This window comes from Synechococcales cyanobacterium CNB (assembly GCA_030263455.1).
In the GTDB taxonomy this organism is placed as follows: domain Bacteria; phylum Planctomycetota; class Phycisphaerae; order Phycisphaerales; family UBA1924; genus CAADGN01.
Genome location: SZOZ01000004.1, coordinates 63416 through 80381, shown reverse-complemented (window position 1 = coordinate 80381; position 16966 = coordinate 63416). Strand labels below are relative to the sequence as shown.

Annotated in this window: 16 protein-coding genes; 2 read left to right on the top strand and 14 right to left on the bottom strand. The window is 71.6% G+C overall.

Annotated elements, in window-relative coordinates:
- Positions 1–15 precede the first annotated feature (15 nt).
- The 10 genes from FBT69_05495 to alaS all read right to left on the bottom strand — a co-directional run bounded on the left by FBT69_05495 (position 16) and on the right by alaS (position 10537).
- Entirely contained in the window at positions 16–693 is a 678-nt protein-coding gene (locus FBT69_05495; GenBank protein ID MDL1904257.1) for a hypothetical protein, read from the bottom strand.
- A gap of 318 nt (positions 694–1011) precedes the next feature.
- Positions 1012–2793: a hypothetical protein gene (locus FBT69_05490; GenBank protein MDL1904256.1), complete on the bottom strand. Its 1782-nt coding sequence runs from the start codon at positions 2791–2793 to the stop codon at positions 1012–1014.
- A gap of 13 nt (positions 2794–2806) precedes the next feature.
- Positions 2807–4012, bottom strand: coding sequence for a phosphoglycerate kinase (locus tag FBT69_05485; GenBank protein ID MDL1904255.1), 1206 nt, complete (start codon positions 4010–4012; stop codon positions 2807–2809).
- 45 nt (positions 4013–4057) lie between these two features.
- Complete coding sequence (gene atpH, locus FBT69_05480; protein ID MDL1904254.1) at positions 4058–4678, bottom strand: ATP synthase F1 subunit delta; 621 nt, start codon at positions 4676–4678, stop codon at positions 4058–4060.
- 22 nt (positions 4679–4700) lie between these two features.
- Positions 4701–5306 carry a F0F1 ATP synthase subunit B gene (atpF, locus tag FBT69_05475; protein ID MDL1904253.1) on the bottom strand — a complete coding sequence of 202 codons (606 nt, stop codon included), beginning with the start codon at positions 5304–5306 and terminating at the stop codon, positions 4701–4703.
- 95 nt (positions 5307–5401) lie between these two features.
- Entirely contained in the window at positions 5402–5593 is a 192-nt protein-coding gene (gene atpE, locus FBT69_05470; protein ID MDL1904252.1) for an ATP synthase F0 subunit C, read from the bottom strand.
- A 239-nt stretch (positions 5594–5832) separates the two neighbouring features.
- The gene (gene atpB, locus FBT69_05465) at positions 5833–6759 is read right to left on the bottom strand and encodes a F0F1 ATP synthase subunit A (protein ID MDL1904251.1); all 927 of its coding nucleotides are present in this window, start codon (positions 6757–6759) and stop codon (positions 5833–5835) included.
- Positions 6756–7190 carry a hypothetical protein gene (locus FBT69_05460; protein MDL1904250.1) on the bottom strand — a complete coding sequence of 145 codons (435 nt, stop codon included), beginning with the start codon at positions 7188–7190 and terminating at the stop codon, positions 6756–6758. The genes atpB and FBT69_05460 overlap by 4 nt, the downstream gene beginning before the upstream one ends.
- A 119-nt stretch (positions 7191–7309) precedes the next feature.
- Positions 7310–7648: an AtpZ/AtpI family protein gene (locus tag FBT69_05455; protein ID MDL1904249.1), complete on the bottom strand. Its 339-nt coding sequence runs from the start codon at positions 7646–7648 to the stop codon at positions 7310–7312.
- A gap of 12 nt (positions 7649–7660) precedes the next feature.
- Entirely contained in the window at positions 7661–10537 is a 2877-nt protein-coding gene (alaS, locus tag FBT69_05450; GenBank protein ID MDL1904248.1) for an alanine--tRNA ligase, read from the bottom strand.
- Positions 10538–10662: 125 nt separating this feature from the next.
- On the opposite strand from alaS, the gene FBT69_05445 reads away from it, so the two are divergent.
- Both FBT69_05445 and FBT69_05440 read left to right on the top strand, forming a co-directional pair.
- Positions 10663–12078 carry a Si-specific NAD(P)(+) transhydrogenase gene (locus FBT69_05445; protein MDL1904247.1) on the top strand — a complete coding sequence of 472 codons (1416 nt, stop codon included), beginning with the start codon at positions 10663–10665 and terminating at the stop codon, positions 12076–12078.
- Positions 12079–12101: 23 nt separating this feature from the next.
- Complete coding sequence (locus FBT69_05440; GenBank protein MDL1904246.1) at positions 12102–13232, top strand: AAA family ATPase; 1131 nt, start codon at positions 12102–12104, stop codon at positions 13230–13232.
- Here FBT69_05440 and fliS read toward each other — a convergent pair.
- The 4 genes from fliS to deoC form a co-directional block, all read right to left on the bottom strand.
- Positions 13222–13683 carry a flagellar export chaperone FliS gene (gene fliS, locus FBT69_05435; protein ID MDL1904245.1) on the bottom strand — a complete coding sequence of 154 codons (462 nt, stop codon included), beginning with the start codon at positions 13681–13683 and terminating at the stop codon, positions 13222–13224. The genes FBT69_05440 and fliS overlap by 11 nt on opposite strands.
- 98 nt (positions 13684–13781) lie before the next feature.
- Complete coding sequence (locus FBT69_05430) at positions 13782–15269, bottom strand: aldehyde dehydrogenase family protein (protein MDL1904244.1); 1488 nt, start codon at positions 15267–15269, stop codon at positions 13782–13784.
- 11 nt (positions 15270–15280) lie between these two features.
- Positions 15281–15931: a hypothetical protein gene (locus tag FBT69_05425; GenBank protein MDL1904243.1), complete on the bottom strand. Its 651-nt coding sequence runs from the start codon at positions 15929–15931 to the stop codon at positions 15281–15283.
- Positions 15932–15933: 2 nt separating this feature from the next.
- Positions 15934–16962, bottom strand: a complete 1029-nt coding sequence (deoC, locus tag FBT69_05420) for a deoxyribose-phosphate aldolase (protein MDL1904242.1) — start codon at positions 16960–16962, stop codon at positions 15934–15936.
- Positions 16963–16966 lie beyond the last annotated feature (4 nt).

Here is a 16966-nt window from a genome sequence, read left to right as displayed (position 1 = left end):
GGCCGCGCGCCGTGCTCACGCCGCGCGGCGGGCCGTCGTTTCGGCGCGCGGCGCGTCCCGCGCGGACCCGAAGAGGACCGCGTGCAGCGCGGGATCGCCGCGGCCCGTGCTGCGCAGGGCCCGCACGCGGTAGACCGTCTCGCCCCCCCCTCCGCCCGGCGGGAGCGTCTCGTCGGTGAAGGCACGCCCGCCCGCGACGCCGAGCGTCTCGAACGGCCCACCCCCGAGCGACCGCGCCACCTCGTAGACCGTCCCCCCCAGCCCCGGCGGCGTGGCGCACGACCAGCGCAGCCCCACCGTCCCGTCCTGGCGCAGCGTCGTCCGGAAGCGGTAGGGCACGCCCGGCGCGGGCGCGGGCGAGGGCGGACGCGGCGCGGGGATCGCCGCCGCCGCGTAGACCTCGGGGTCGTCGGCCGCCGCCGCCTTGATCCGCGCCACCGCCGCCGCCGTGCGGCGCCGGGCCGTCGAGGCCGCCTCGCGGAACGAGGCCGTCGCGGCCCGGGCCGCGTCGCGGGCCTCCTGCGCGGCCGTCCGCGCCGACGAGGCCGACTCGTACAGCGTGCGGAGGGCGGCCACCTCGGCGGCCGTCAGGCCGATGGCCCCGGGGTCGGCCTCCCACCCGTCGAGGTGGGCGGCGAGGAAGTCGATCAGGCGTGAGTCCGACTTGGGGAGGACGCGCATGGGGGTTGCCATCGGGCCGATCCGCCCCCGGCTTCAGTGCGCGGGGCTGAAACCCACGTCCGACCCTCGCGAGCGTGCGCCCATGCGCCTCGGACCCGTGCCCGCGCGCCTCGGGCACGGGTCCGTGGGGGTCGGGCACGGGTCGGCGCGTCCTGGGCATGCGCCCGCTCGTGGGCGCTCGTGGGGGTCATGCGCCCGCTCGTGGGGGTCATGCGCCCGCTCGTGGGGGTCATGCGCCCGCTCGTGGGGGTCATGCGCCCGCTCGTGGGGGTCACGCGCCCGCTCGTAGGGGTCACGCGCCCGCTCGTGGGGGGCCGTGGGGGTCGCGGGTCACGGGGCCGCCGCGCGGACGCGAACCGCCAGCACGCCCGTCCGCCCGTAGTCGATCTCGAAGGGCGCGGCGACCGGCAGCGGCGTCACCTCCAGCCCGGCGGCGCGCAGCCGCTCGAGCGGGTCGCCCGGCGCGGCGTCGGCGTGCGGCGCGGCCCGCACCAGCACCGTCCACGGCCCCTCGGCGCGCACGCGCTCGACCAGCGCGGCCAGCGGGAGGGGCGCGCCGAACGGGTACCGCGTCTCCGGCCCGGCGTCGAAGTACGGCTCGACGCGCGTGCCCGCGTAGTACTCCACCGCCGGGTGCCAGAAGTCCACCGATGCCAGCCGCGACGGATCGACCAGCAGCCCCGGCCCGCGCAGCGCGGCGACGAACGCCCGCGGCGAGCGCTCCGCCTCCGCCCACTCGCGCCCGTAGCCGTACCACGCCCCCTGCGCCGCGGCCATGACCGCGACCGCGACCGCGGCGGCGCGCGCCAGCGCCCCCCCCCACGCGAAGTCGCGCACCGCCGAGGCCATCCACGCCCCCCCCAGCAGCGCGACGCCCGGCCAGACCGGCGTCAGGTAGCGCGGCACGCCCTTGCTCAGCGCGGCGAACCCGCACGCGCCCAGCACGACCCACGCGATCACCACGCACAATCCCGGCGTCGGACGCACGCGGTCGCGCACCAGCCACACCAGCCCGGCGAGCGCGGCGATCGAGCCGAGGCCGACGCCGTAGGCCGCCGCTTCGAGATAGGCCAGCGGGGCCTCGGGCACGAAGAGCTGCAGGTTCTCCGAGGCTTCGAGCTCGAGCGCGTCCCGCACCGCCTCCGGCCCGATGCGCGCCGTCACCGCCCGCCCCCACGCCCACAGCGCGGCCGCGCCCACGCCCAGCACGCCGACCGGGTGTGTGCGCGCAAACGCGGCGATGCACGCCCGCAGCGGCGCGGGGCGGGCCAGCGCGCCGACCAGCGCGGCCGGCAGCGCGACGCACGCCGTCATCAGCGCGAGGCCGGCCGCGTCTCCGAACGACCGCACCTCGTCGGCCCGCGTCGCCGCCACCGCCGCGGCGGCCGCCAGCGCGCAGGCCGCGACCACGCCCCACGCGCGCGCGCCCCGGGGCGCGTGCTCGACGGCGCAGCGCAGCGCGATCCCGCCGTAGCCGGCCAGCCCGATGACGAGCAGCCCCGGCGGCCCCTTCGTGAGCGCGGCCCCCGCGGCGCACATGCACGCCGCCGACACCGCCCCCCAAGCCGTGCGCGAACGCTCGCGGTGCGAACGCCACGCGGCGTCGATCGCCCAGACCGCGCCGACGACGAATGGGACGAGGATCGCGTCGAGTTCGCCGATGCGCCCGGAGCGCACCGAGAGGATGCCCGTGCCGAGGAACAGAGCCGCCCACCACGCCGCGTGCTGCGCCCACGCCCGCCCGCCGAGGCTCGCCCCTTCGCCCGCGTCGCGCTCGTGCAGCATCCGGCGCCCGAGCAGGTAGACGCCCACCACGCCCAGCGACATCGCCATCGCGACCGTCGCGCGCAGGTGCCACTCGCCCGGGCGCGTGCCCGTCAGCCGCGCGAGGGCCATCGGCGCCCAGTAGACCAGCGGCGGCTTGGCGAGGTACGGCCGGCCGTGCACCGTCGGCACGATCCACGCGCCGCGGTCGTGCATCTCGCGGGCGACGAGGGCGCGCTGCGCCTCCTGCCAGTTGGTCAGCCCGTGCGTGGAGAGGCCCAGGAAGAACACCACCGCGCACAGGGCGGCGAGCACCAGCACGTCGCGCACCGGCGGGCGGAGGCTCATGGCGTGGCCAAGCCTACGCCTCGTCGAGCAGGTCCACGCTCTCGAACCGCCTGCCCTCGAGCATCTCGAGGCTCGCCCCGCCCCCCGTCGAGACGTGCGACATCCTGTCGGCGAGCCTGAACCGCTCGACCGCGGCGGCCGTGTCGCCTCCGCCGACGATGCTCGTCGCGCCGGCGGCCGTCGCGTCCGCGATGGCGCGGGCCACCTGCTGCGTGCCGACGCGGAAGGGCATCCACTCGAAGACGCCCATCGGCCCGTTCCAGACGATCGTCTTCGCGCCGCGGAGCACTCGGGCGAACGTCGCCTGCGTCGACGGGCCGATGTCCAGCCCCATGAAGCCGGGCTTGACGTGCTCGCGCTGCACCTCGACCTGCCCCGAGGTCTCGGCGAACTGCGTCGAGCAGACGTGGTCCTCCGGCAGGTGCAGGTCGCACTTCAGCCGCGCGGCCTCCTCGACCATCCGCTTCGCCTCGGCGACGAACTTCTCCTCGACGCGGCTCTCGCCCACCTGCCGCCCCAGCGCGCGCAGGAAGGTGTACGCCATCGCCCCGCCGATCAGGAGCGCGTCGCACTTCGGCAGCAAGTGGCCCACCGCGCCGATCTTGTCCGAGACCTTCGCCCCCCCCAGCACGACCACGAAGGGCTTGGCCGGGGCGCGCAGGGCGTCGCTCAGGTAGCGGATCTCCTTCTCGACCAGGAACCCGACCACGCGCGGCCGGCCCTGCATCGCGCGCGGCAGCGCGACCATCGAGGCGTCCGCGCGGTGGCAGGTGCCGAAGGCGTCGTTGACGTACACGTCGCCCAGCAGCGCGAGCCGCCCGGCGAACGCCGCGTCGCCGTCCTTCTCGCCCCTGTGGAACCGCAGGTTCTCGAGCAGCACGACCTCGCCGTCCTTCATCGTGTTGACGGCGTTGAGCGCGGCCTCGTCGGTGCAGTCCTGCGAGGGGAACGCGACCGGCCTGCCGAGCAGCTCGCCCAGCCGCGCCGCGACGGGACGCAGCGAGAACGCCTCCTCGTAGCCCCTGCCCTCGGGTCGGCCGAGGTGCGAGATCAGCACCGCCCGCCCGCCGCGGTCGATGACGGACCTGATCGTGGGCAGGGCCTCGCGGATACGGCGGTCGTCGCCGATCACCCCGCCGTCGATCGGCACGTTGAAGTCCACGCGCACGAGCACACGCTTGCCGGCGACCTCGACGGCCCCGACGCTCTTCTTCGCCATCCCTGTGCCTCCTCGTCCGTGCAGGTCGTCCGCGCCGGGCGCGCGTTACGCGCCGCCCTGGTTGTCGATGATCCGCGCCGCGTTGCCGCGCACCGCGGCCGCCCCGCGCGAGGCCAGCTGCTCGCGCATGCGGCGCAGGCGCGTCGCCACCGAGGCGTCCACGAGCTGATCGCCGATGCGGAACCGGATGCCGCCGATGATGGACTCGTCCACGTAGGGGTGGACCACGACGTCCTTCTTCAGGGCGCGGCCGAGCCGGTCACGCACCGCGGCCAGCTCGTTCGCGCTCACGGGGGCGGCGGTGAAGACGTCCACTTCGACGCGGCCGAAGCGCTCCTGCACGATCGCGTCGTAGGCCGCGACGATCGCGGGCAGGTGCCCGAGCCGCTCCTTCATGTTCAGCACGAGCAGGAACCGGAGGAGCAGGTCGTCGCACCGGCCCTCGAAGATGCGCCGCAGCGCGCCCTCGCGGGCCTTCACCCCCAGCACGCGCGAGGCGAGGAACTCGCCGAACTGCCCGTCCGAGCGGGCCATCTCCAGCACATCCTCCAGCTGGTCGAGGATCGACTCGGTCTTCTCGCGCCCGCCCTCCGCCTCGGCCATCTCGAAGAGGCTGCGGGCGTAGGTGTTCGCCACGGCGTCGGGCTTGGATTCGATCAGGGGCATCGCCGCATCCTTCCTCGCCGCTTCACGAGCGGACCGACTCGAGCTCCGCGAGCGACTCGTCCACGAACGCCTGGTGGTCCGCGGCGTTGATCTCGCGCCGCAGAATCTTCGACGCGACCATCGCCGCGAGGCTCGCCGCGTCGGCGTAGACCTCGTTGAGGGCGGCGCGCTTCGCGCCCTCGATGTCCCGCAGCGCCTTCTCGCGCATCTGCCCGAGCTCGGCGTCCGCCTTCGCCTTCAGTTCCGCGGCCAGCTTCTGCTGCTGCGCACGGGTCTCGTCGAGCATCTTCTGGGCCTCGGCCCGCGCTTCGGCCAGGCTCTGCTGGTACATCGCCAGCGCGTCCGCGGCCTGCTGGCGTGCAGCCTCCGCCGCCGCGATCTCCTCGCGGATCTTCTCCTCGCGGTCCTTCAGGCCCTTGGCGATCTTCGGCCAGACCTTCGTGGCGAGGATCATGTACACGAGAAGGAACACGACGACGGCCATGATGCCGGACATCACGCCCGCGTTCGGGGCGTGGATCACGCTCGGCTCGCCCTTGGCCGCGTGGGCCTCGTCGCCCGCCGCGAACGCGACCGCCGGCATCATCGCCATCCCCGCCATCGCCGCCGCACGCACCAATCGTTCCATGGGTCATCTCCCGCGCCAGGGCGGTTGTGATCGAAAACTCGAATCCGCGCGCCGCCCCTTCGGCCGGCGCACGGGGAATGTCGTTCCGCGTCGCGTCAGGCGATCATGCCGACGACGACGGCGAAGAGCGTGGCGCCTTCGACGAGTGCGGCGCAGAGGATCATGTTGGTCATGATCGGGCCGGAGGCCTCGGGCTGGCGGGCGATCGACTCGACCGCGCCCTTGCCGATGAGGCCGATGCCCAGGCCGCCCCCGAGGACGGCGATGCCCGCGCCGATCGCGGCCAGGCCCTTGCCGATCTTGCCCGTCGAGGCGGCCGCCACCTGCACCGCCGCCGAATCCTGCGCCATCGCCAGCGCAGGGCCGAACACAGCAACCGCAGCCGTCGCGATCAGAGCGTGCTTCACGATGTTCTTCATGGCTCTACCGATCCCTTTCAGATTCAGAGAACTCGTTGCGAGAATCCTTCAATGGGGCCTGTCCGGCACACGACGCCGAGACACCCCGACGATCAGACCCGTTCCCCTCAGTGCGCCGCCGCGTGCGCCTGCCCCTCCCCGTGCTCGTGCTCCCCGTCGTGATGGCCGTGCGGCATCAGCTGGCTGATGAAGACGGTCGTCAGGAACATGAACACGAACGCCTGCAGCAGCGCGACGAAGATTTCGAGCAGGTACACCGCGATCGCGCCCAGGCCCGCCACCAGCGTCACGGGCACGCCCAGCGCCCAGCCGCCCGCGAACGCCGCCGCCGGGAACCCGAGCAGCACCGCCAGCAGGATGTGCCCGGCCGTCATGTTCGCCATGAGACGGATGGCGAGCGCGGCCGGCTTGATGAGCAGCGCGCCCGCCAGTTCGATCACCACCACCAGCAGAATGACCGGCAGGAACACCGGCTTCATCGGCACGCCGCCGGTCATGTGGGCCATGTAGCCCTTCACGCCCAGGCTCCGCAGCCCGCCGATGTTGAACACGATCGCCGAGATGAGCGCCATCGCCCCCGTGATCCACAGGTTCTGCGTCGCCGTCCCGCCGACCCACGCCAGGTGCCGCTCCGCCAGCCCCTTGAACGTCAGGTTGTGGATGTCCAGCAGCGGCACCAGCCCGATCAGGTTGTTCACCAGAATGAAGAAGAACGCCGTCAGCAGGAAGGGCAGGTACTTGTCCGTCCGCTCGTGCAGGAGCGGCCTGATCGTCGTGTCGCGCAGGTAGGTGCAGATCACCTCGATCATGCTCGCGAACGCGTTCTTCGTCAGGTAACGGTCGTTGCCCTCGCTCTCAGGCCCGGTCGCGATCTTGTTCGCCACGTACGGCCCGAGGATCAGCAGGATCGCCGCGGAAATGACGAGGTTCGTCATGTTCGCCGACCACAGCCACCACCCGTCCACGACCCACAGCGGGTGGTCGATGACGTGCGAGATCGGGTTGTCCGCAGCCAGCGTCAGCAACGCGCTCATGACCCGCTCTTCTCCCCGGCGCCGAGCCGCCGACCCACGCCCGCCGCAACCTTCGTCTCAGCCGCCAGCGCTCCCGCCTGCGCCGCGAGCAGCGCGGTCCAGAACGGCAGTTTCTCAAGCCCCTGGGCCGAGTAGACCGCCCATCCCAGGCCGACCGCGGCAGCCATGCGCAGCGTCGTGCCCGCGATCACGCTCGCCGTCGCCGCCATCACGCTCCGCTCACCCGCGAGCCACGCCGGCACCAGCCCCGCCACGCCTGCCGCGAGGCAGACGATCGTGGCCAGCATCACGGCTCGCGTCGCGCCCTCTTCGCCGACGAGCATCCAGACCAAGGCCGCAAGCCCCGCGCCGGCCAGCGTTCCGAGCGCAACGGCCGCGCCGAGTCTCGGCAGGGGCAGCCGCACCGTCGGTTGGGAGGCGCTCGCGGTCATGGTGTCGTCCGAAACCCCTCGGGGTTCGGCCCGGCGATTCCCATGACGCCGCAGCCAGTCCCGTAGGACGGGAAGAATAGCAGCCACCCTCACCCCCGGCGAGCGATCGCCCTCACCTTTCAAGCCTTCGCGGACCCGCTCCCGCCATGCCCCTTGCCGCGGGGTTTGTTGAGTTCCCTGACCGCCCGCATCAGCCGCCAGGTGCCGATGGTCAGGCCCAGGGCCATGCCCACGAGCGTGAGCACCGGGGCCGTCCCGACCTTGCCGTCCAGCCACCACCCGCCCAGGGCGAGCAGCCCGACCGCCGCCACGAACTCCGTCCCCAGCGTGCCCACCGCCGCGATCGGGCCGAGAGCGGAGACCGCCCGCTTGGGCGCGGGTTCACTCGGCCGTGGCAGAGGAGACCTCGGCCTCAACTCCTCGGGCAGTTCCGGCGGCTCGCCCGGCCGTCGTGCCATGGTCCGCCCCGATCATGCGTTGGAGGTGACTTGCCGCATCGCCCACGTCCGTGCCGCCGCTACCGCCTGCTTCACCTTGCCGACGTCCGGCCCGCCGCCCTGCGCCTGGTCGGGCCTGCCCCCCCCCTTGCCGCCGACCGCCTGCGCGGCCTCGCGAACCCACTCGCCGGCGCGGATGCCGAGTTTCATCAGTTCTTCGGGCACGCCCGCGATGATCGAGACCGACGGCTTCTCCCCGTCGTCCACGCTCAGCAGCATGACGGCCTTTCGCGGGCAGCGGTCCCGGATCGTCTGCAGCGCGGCCTGCAACGCCTGCCGGTCGCCGCCCGCGTCGAGCGTCGCCACGACGATCGGGTCCGGCGAGACACCGGCGGACTCGGCGATCTGCCTCGCCAGGTGCGCCGCCTCCGCCGCCTTCGCCTTCGATTCTTCCTTCGCGGCGGACTTCAGACGCTCCTGCAGCCCGGCCAGCGCGGCACGCAACTCCGCCTTGCGCGCGACCGGCATCGTCAGCTCGTCGATCTCGGCGGCGATCTCCCCGGCCTCGCGCCGCAGGCCCGCCGCGGGGAGCGACGCGGCAGCCCCGATCCGCTCGGCCATCGCGTCCGCCGCCGCGTGCGCCGCCAGCGCGGCCGCGCCCGTCACCGCCTCGACCCGACGCACGCCCTTGGCGATGCCGGTTTCCGAGACCAGCGCGAACTCCTTCGCCTCGCCCGTGTGCGCCAGGTGCGTCCCGCCGCAGAACTCGACCGAATACTCGGCCCACCGGGGATCACCCGGCTTGTCGAGCAAGTCCTTGATCGGCACGCCGATGGAAACGACACGCACCGGATCCGGGTAGGCCTCGCCGAAGACCGCCCGCAGCCCGGTGATGCCGCGCGCCACGAACTGCGGCGCAAGGTCGGCGTACACCGGCAGGTCACGCGCGATGTGCTCGCGCACGATCCGCTCCGACTCGGCCAGTTGCTCGGGCGAGACCGGGCCGTTGTTGGCGAAGTCGAAGCGCAGGCGCTCCGGCGCGACGAGCGAGCCTTTCTGGTCCACGTGCGCGCCGACCGTTCGCCGCAGCGCGAGGTTCAGCAGGTGCGTCGCGGTGTGGTTGGCGGCCGTCGGCCCGCGGCGCGAGTGGTCCACGTGCAGGTGCACGTCGTCGCCCACGCGGATCTCGCCCCGCACGACGCGGCCGACGTGCACGACGTAGCCGCCGAAGGCGCGCACGTCCTCGACGCGGAACTCCCCGCCGTGCGGCAGGCCGCCGCTCGCCTCCTTCGTCACGAGCATCCGACCGTGGTCGGCAACCTGCCCGCCGGACTCGGCGTAGAAGTTCGTCCGGTCGAGGATGACGCCCACGCGCGCGTGCCCGTCGGAGGCCGTCGCGTGCTCGTCGAAGTTCGCGCCGTTCCAGACCGCCCGCACGGTGGCGCGCATGTCGCGCCCGTGGTACTTGTCCGAGTCGTGCGTGGGCTTGACGCGCAACCGGCCGAGCCGGTCGATCGCCTCCGCGCTGAGCGTCAGTCCGCCCCCCCCCTCCTTGGCTCCCGCCCGCGAACGTTCGCGCTGCTCGGCCATCAGCCGCTCGAAGCCCTCGGTATCGACGAGCATGCCGCGCTCTTCTGCCATGAGGACCGTCAGGTCAAGCGGGAAGCCGTAGGTGTCGTAGAGCATGAAGGCGTCTTCTGCTGTGATGCTGCCGCCCTTGTGCGTGCGGGCAGCCGCCTCCTCGAACAACTTCATCCCGCGGTCCAGCGTCTTCCCGAAACTCACCTCTTCCTCGTGGATCGTCCCGACCACCCGCGCCTCGGCCGCGCGCAACTCGGGGAAGGCCCTCCCCATCGTCCGCACCACCGCCGGCACGACCTCGCTCAGGAACCCCGTCCGCGCCCCGAGGAACTGGTGCCCGAACCGCACCGCCCGGCGCAGCACCCGGCGCAGCACGTAGCCGCGTCCCTCGTTGCTCGGCGTCGCCCCGTCGGCGATGGCGAACGTCAGGGTGCGCGCGTGGTCGGCGATCACCCGGTACGCCGTGTCCACGCGCCCATCGTCGCGATCGCCCAGCCGGCCGCGGTATTCGTGCGGCGCGCCGGTCTTGCGCATGATCTCCTCGAAGAGCGGGGCGAAGAGGTCGGTATCGTAGTTGCTCCGCACGCCCTGGAGGATGCTGGTGAGCCGCTCCAGCCCCATGCCGGTGTCAACGTGCCGGGAGGGCAGCGCCCGCAGCGAGCCGTCGGCCTGCCGGTCGAACTGGATGAACACCAGGTTCCAGACCTCGATCACGTCCGGGTCGCCGGTGTTCACGAGTTTCGCGGCGTCGCGCCCGCCGATGCGATCAAAGTGGATCTCCGAGCACGGCCCGCACGGCCCCGTCTCGCCCATCTCCCAGAAGTTGTCCTTGAACGATCCCGGCAGCACGCGCTCCGCCGGCAGGTGACGAAGCCACAACTGCCGCGCTTCCTCGTCCGCAGGCTGGCCCGTCGCCGGATCGCCGCCGAAGTACGTCGCGTACAGCCTGTCCCCCGGCACGCCGTAGACCGTCGTGAGCAGCTCCCACGCCCACCCGATCGCCTCGCCCTTGAAGTAGTCGCCGAACGACCAGTTGCCCAGCATCTCGAAGAAGGTGTGGTGGTAGGTGTCCTTGCCCACGTCCTCGAGGTCGTTGTGCTTCCCCCCGGCCCGGATGCACTTCTGGCTGTTCGCCGCCCGCTTCAGCCCGTGCAGCGGGCTGCCCGGCGCTGCCGTCCCGAGGAAGAGCGGCTTGAACTGGTTCATGCCCGCGTTGGCGAAGAGCAGCGTCGGGTCGTCGTGCGGCACGACCGGGCTGGACGGAACCAGAGTGTGCCCGCGCTCGCGGAAGAACTCGACGAACGTGCTGCGGACCTGGTCGGCGGTCAATCGGCGCATGCGGGGAACTCCCGAGTCGGGCCGCATTGTAGGGATGCCCGCGAACCACACCGATTCTGGGGTACGCTGCACCCGCGCGCCGATCCCACTGAACCATCGCCCGAGCGGAAGCAGACATGAACCGCTACGACCTGTGCATCATCGGCTCCGGACCAGCGGGGACGCGGGCTGCCATCCAGGCAGCCAAGCTCGGCAAGCGCGCCTGCATCGTCGAGCGCAAGACCGTCGTCGGCGGCGCGGGCGTGAACACCGGCACCATTCCCTCCAAGGCCCTGCGCGAGGCGATCCTCCGCGCCGGTGGCCGCGTCTCCGCAACCCCGCTCGTGCAGGACTTTCTCGAAGCACGCAACGCGACCTTCCGGGCCATCCAGGCCGCTGCCGACCGCGTCATCGAGGCCGAGATCCGTATCCTCCAGCAGCAACTCGCTTCCAACGGCGTCTCGGTCATCACCGGGCACGCCCGCTTCGCCGATCCGCACACGGTCGAGGTCGCCGGGCCGACAGGTTCGCAACGCCTCGCCGCCGACCACTTCCTGATCGCCGTCGGCACCGTCCCGGCCCGCCCTGCGAACATCCCCTTCGACGACCGCACCGTCGTCACCTCCGACGAACTTGTCCGGCTTCCCTTTCTGCCGCACTCCATGCTCGTGGTCGGCGGCGGGGTGATCGGCGTCGAGTACGCCTCCATGCTCTCCGCCCTGGGAGTGAAGGTCACGCTCATCGAGGGCCGGTCGCGCCTGCTCGACTTCGCCGACGGCGAGATCATCGAGGCCCTGCAGTACCACCTGCGCCAGAACGGACTCACGCTCCGGCTCGGGGAGAAGGTCGTCTCCGTGCGCACCATCGAGGCGCCCCCGGGGGCGCGCTCCGCCGACCGAGTGATGGTCGAGGCCGTGCTCGAAAGCGGGAAAACCCTCCGCGCCGACTGCCTCCTCTACGCCATCGGCCGCCAGGGCGCGACCGACGACCTGGGGCTTGAGCACGCCGGCCTCAAGCCCGACAACCGCGGCCGAATCGCCGTGGACAAGCACTACCGCACGCCTGTCCCGCACGTCTACGCCTGCGGCGACGTCATCGGCTTCCCCGCCCTCGCCTCGACGAGCATGGAGCAGGGACGCCTCGCAGTCTGCCAGATGTTCGGCGAGCGCTGCGAGGTCGTCAGCGGGCACCTGCCCTACGGCATCTACGCCATCCCCGAAATCTCGATGGTCGGCTGGACAGAAGAGGCGCTCACCGAGCAGGAGATTCCCTACGAGGCCGGCGTCGCTCAATACCGCGAGATCGCACGCGGCCAACTCCTCGGCGACGAGATCGGCATGCTCAAGATGCTCATCCACCAGGACTCGCGGGCCGTGCTCGGCGTGCACATCATCGGCACCGGCGCGACCGAACTCGTCCACATCGGCCAGTGCGCCATGGCATTCAACGCCACCGCCGATTACTTCGTCAACGCCGTCTTCAACTATCCAACACTCGCCGAGTGCTACAAGGTCGCCGCCCACAACGGCATCAACAAACTGCGGGGCGTCTGAGGCCCGCCCTCCTACCCTCCGGCATGGCCAAGCGACCCGCCCGCCAGCCCGCCGCCGAGACGCCCATGGCCCCGCAGGCCCACGCCCCCCCCCTTGCGCTCCGCGACGTGCTGGGGCAGTCCCACGCCGTCGAGTTGCTGCGGGCCGCGATGCGCTCCGGGCGAGTCCATCACGCCTGGGTCTTCCACGGCCCCGAGGGCGTCGGCAAGTTCACGACCGCGCTCGCCTTCGCCGCCGCCGTCCTCGACCCGGCCACGGACCCCCACGACGACCGCACGCCCGACCCTGACTCGCAGGTGCAGCGTTTGCTCGCCGCGGGCGCGCACCCGGACCTGCACGTCGTGAACAAGGAACTGACGCCCTTCAGCCGCGACGCGAGCGTGCGCGGCCAGAAGCAGCGCACCATCCCGTTCGCCGTCGCCGAGGAGTTCCTCGTCGAACCGGCGACGCGCACGCGCAACCTGCACGAGCCGTCGCTCGTCGGCAAGGTCTTCATCGTGGATGAGGCCCACCTCCTGGGCCGCGACGCCCAGAACCTGCTGCTCAAGACGCTCGAGGAGCCTCCCGAGGGCACGGTCATCATCCTGGTCACGCCCGCGGAGGAGGAACTGCTGCCGACGATCCGCAGCCGCTGCCAGCGCATCCCGTTCCTGCCGCTTTCGGACGCCGACATGCGAGAGTGGCTCCGGCGCGGCGGTGCGGCGATCGACCCGGAGCACGAGGCCTGGGCGCTGCGCTACGCCGCCGGCAGCCCGGGCGTACTGAACCGGGTGATCGAGGGCAACCTGACCGCGTGGCACGAGGCGCTCGCGCCGATGCTCGCCGACGCCGACCGCGGGAAGTTCGACCTCGCCATCGGGGCGACGATGGCGAAACTGGTGGACGAGCGAGCGGCCGCGATGGTGGCCCGCAACCCGTCGGCGAGCAAGGAAGCCGCGAACGTCGCCGCCGCCGCCGACATGCTCCGCCTCGTCGCCGACCACCACCACGGGGCGATGCGTGCCTCGAGGCGCCCCGAAGTGCGCGCCCGCGCGGTCGAACTCGTCGCCGAGGCGGAGCGGCAGATCGAGCGGAACGTGCCGCTGGCCTTCGTGTTCGAGAACCTCGCCGCGCAACTCGTGGAAATGGCGTCGCGGGCGGTCGCTACGCGCTGAGACTGATCGAGCGCGACGCCGGCTCGACAGCGACCTCGGCCGCCTGCGTCGCATGCCCGGCCCGCTCGGCCGCGAGTTTTTCGAGGAGCATCGCCCACGTTTCGCGCTCGTACTCGAGCAGGCGGATGACGCCGTCCACGCGGGTCAGGTCGCGTTCGACGCTCGCCTGCACGAGTTCCTGGTAGAGATAGAGGTACAGCCCGCGCACGCGCTCGGCCAGCGTGCGGTCCTGGTCGGCCCGTACCGAGGTCGCCAGTTCCATCACGATGTCCTGGCACTGGCTCAGGCCCATGAAACTCGCCTCGTAATCGCTCCGTTCCAGCCCCTCGCGCCCCTGCCGGGCGAATCGGAGCGCGCCGTCCAGCAACATCAGGCGGAGTTCTTCAGGTCGGGCGGTCATCACCCGGGTCCGCAGGTAGCTCGCCGCCGCCGAGGGGTCGCTGGTGGTCATCGCCCCGTCTATCGGCACACGGCGGCACCGGCTTCAACGGACCCCGTGCGCGGGCGTGGGCCGCCGAATCTTGCGCACTCGAACCGATCTTGAAGCGATCAGAACCGCACATACCCCCGCAAACCCTGCAGGCCCCCCTCGCGACCGAACCCGCTCTCCTTGAACCCGCCGAACGGCGAGGCGGGGTCGAACTTGTTGTACGTGTTCAGCCACACCACGCCTGCCTTCAGCCGCCGCGCGATCTCAAAGATCTTCGAACCCTTGTCCGTCCACACGCCCGCGGCCAGTCCGTATGGCGTGTTGTTCGCTCGCGTGATCGCCTCCTCCGGCGTGCGGAAACTCATCACCGCCAGCACCGGCCCGAAGATTTCCTCGCGCGCGACCACGTGGCTCGGCTGCACGCCCGTGAAGAAGCACGGCCTGCACCAGTAGCCGCGTTCGGGGAGTGGTTTGCCGTTGGTCTCGTGAAGCCGTGCCCCTTCGCTCACCCCCGCCTCGACGTACCGTCGGATCGTCTCCAACTGCTGCTTCGAGTTGATCGCCCCGACGTCTGTGTTCTTGTCCAGCGGATCGCCTACGCGCAGGCTCGCCATGCGGATGCGAAGTTTCTCGACCACCTCGTCAAGCACGGATTCCTGCACGAACAGCCTGCTCCCCGCGCAGCAGACGTGACCCTGGTTGAAATAGATGCCCTCGACGATCCCTTCGACGGCCTGGTCGATGCTCGCATCCTCGAAGATGATGTTCGGGCTTTTTCCGCCCAGTTCGAGCGTCAGCCGCTTCCCCGTGCCCGCCACCGCGGACGCGATCTTCTTGCCCACCTCGGTCGAGCCGGTGAACGCGATCTTGTCCACGCCGGGATGGTTCACGAGGGCCGCGCCCGTGCGACCGTCGCCGGTCACCACGTTCACCACGCCCCGCGGCAGGCCGACCTCCGCGCAGATTTCGGCGAGCCGCAGCGCGGTCAGCGGCGTCGTCTCCGCGGGCTTGAGCACGCAGGTGTTGCCGCACGCCAGCGCGGGCCCGAGTTTCCACGCCGCCATCAGCAGCGGGAAGTTCCACGGAATGATCTGCCCGCAGACCCCGACGGGTCTCGGCCGATGCCCCGGGAACGCAAACTCCAGTTTGTCCGCCCATCCCGCGTGGTAGAAGAAGTGCGCCGCCGAGAGCGGGACGTCCACGTCGCGGCTTTCACGGATCGGCTTGCCCCCATCCATCGTCTCCAGCACGGCCAGTTCGCGGGCACGCTCCTGGATGCGCCTCGCGATGCGGTAGACGTACTTCGCACGCTCCCTGCCCGGCATGGCGGCCCACGCCGGCAGCGCATCGCGCGCCGCGCGCACCGCTGCGTCCACGTCCGCCTCCGACCCCTGCGCAACCTCGCACAGCGGCTGCTCGGTCGCCGGGTTGATCGACGCGAAGCGCCCGCCTCCCCCCGTCGGCCCGACGAACTCGCCACCGATGAAGTGCCCGTAGCGAGGAGCGATCTCGACCTTCGTTGTCTCCGGCGCGGCCGCGTACTCCCACCGCGTCAGTTCGGTAGCGAAGTCCAGCCGGCGCGGCGCGGTCGGGGCCTGGCGGGTCATGTCGGCCTCCTTCAACGCCCCGTCTCCGCCCCACACTCCGGGCAGACCGCGAGGCCGACAACATCGTACCCGCACCTCACGCATAGCCCTCGACTTCTCCGCCGACGTCGCCACGCCGAGCCGGCCGCGAGCATCACTCCGCACGCCGCTGCGCCGAAGATCAGCGTGTTCAGCGTGAAGCCCGGCCACGCGGGCCTGATCGGCAGCCTCGGCACAATGCCCCCACGCGGCACGCCCGAACCGCGTGCGGGCAAACCAACTTCGATCCCCATCCACCACGCCCGCGCGACACCCGTCGTGTTCTGCTGCGGCACGTCGCTCCCCTCGCCGAGCCACCGCAGCGCGAGGAACGGGAACCCCGCGCGGTAGTGCGTCACCGTCCGTTGCGGCCCGCCGTTCAGAGACAGGATGAGTTCTGAGCCGACCCACTCCCGCTCACTCACCATGTCCATGCGCAGCCCGAGGCCGTGCAACTCCCGCCACGTCGCGACGTCCCACCCCTCGGGCGGCGCGATCTCCGGTCGCGGCGGGCCAGCACCGCCGTAGTTCACGTGGAGCGTGCCCCTGCTGAACGTGCCGAACAGCGCGAACCCCCAGGCGACGAACACGGTCAGAGCCGCGCCGATCAGCAGCGAAACGGCGACGACAGGCGCGCGGTCCACCGTTACGCCTCCGAGAAGTCGTACCCCGCCGCGTACCGGCCCGTCCGTTCCTTCACGATCTGCCGGAGCAGGTCGTTGACCAGCGTGCTCGCGCCGAAGCGGAACAGGTCCGGCGAGAGCCACGCGCTCTTCCCCGTCTCGGCGCCTTGATGCCGCGAGGTCTCGATCCCTACCGTCCCCATCGTCTCCCACACCATCACCAAGTAGTGGAGGGCCTGCTTGGCCGTGCGGATGCCGCCCGCCGGCTTCATGCCGATCCGTCGCCCGCTGCGAAGGCACTCGTCGCGGATCGCTTCGAGCATGACCAGCGTGACGGGCATCGTCGCGGCCGGCTGCACCTTGCCGGTGCTGGTCTTGATGAAGTCGCCGTCGCGGATGCAGGCGATGGCGATATCGCTGGCGCGGCGCACATTGTCGAGCGTTTCGAGTTCGCCGGTTTCGAGGATCACCTTGAGATGGACCGGGCGTGGAAAGGCCCCGCCCGTGCCGGCATCGCACACCGCGACCACCTCGCGGATCTCCTCCGCCACCTCGGCGTAGCGCCCCGCGAGAAACGCGCCGCGGTTGATGACCATGTCGATCTCGTCAGCACCGTCCGCGATCGCCTGCTCCGTGTCGCGCAGACGCACGCTCAGCGGGTACTGCCCGCTCGGGAACCCCGTCGCCACGCTGGCGACCTTGACCGCGTTTCTGGTGGAGTGGGCGTCCCGCCCGTCCGCTTGTTCCAACTCCTCACGCGCCACCGCCACCATGCTCGGATAGACACACACCGCCGCGCAGCTCGGCAGCCGCTCGCCCAGCACGTCGTCATCGCGCTCGAACGGCCGCACCGCCTTGCGGCACAGGCTCCGCACCTTCTCCGGCGAGTCCTTCCCTTCCAGCGTCGTCAGGTCCACCATCGAGAGAGCCAACCGCAGGCCGACGGCCTTGGTCGTGGTCTTGATCGACCGCTTCGTGAACGAGGCCGCACGCTGCTGCGCCATCACCGGATCGACCGTCCGCCCGGCGGGCACTTCTAGCCCTTTCGACATGCCT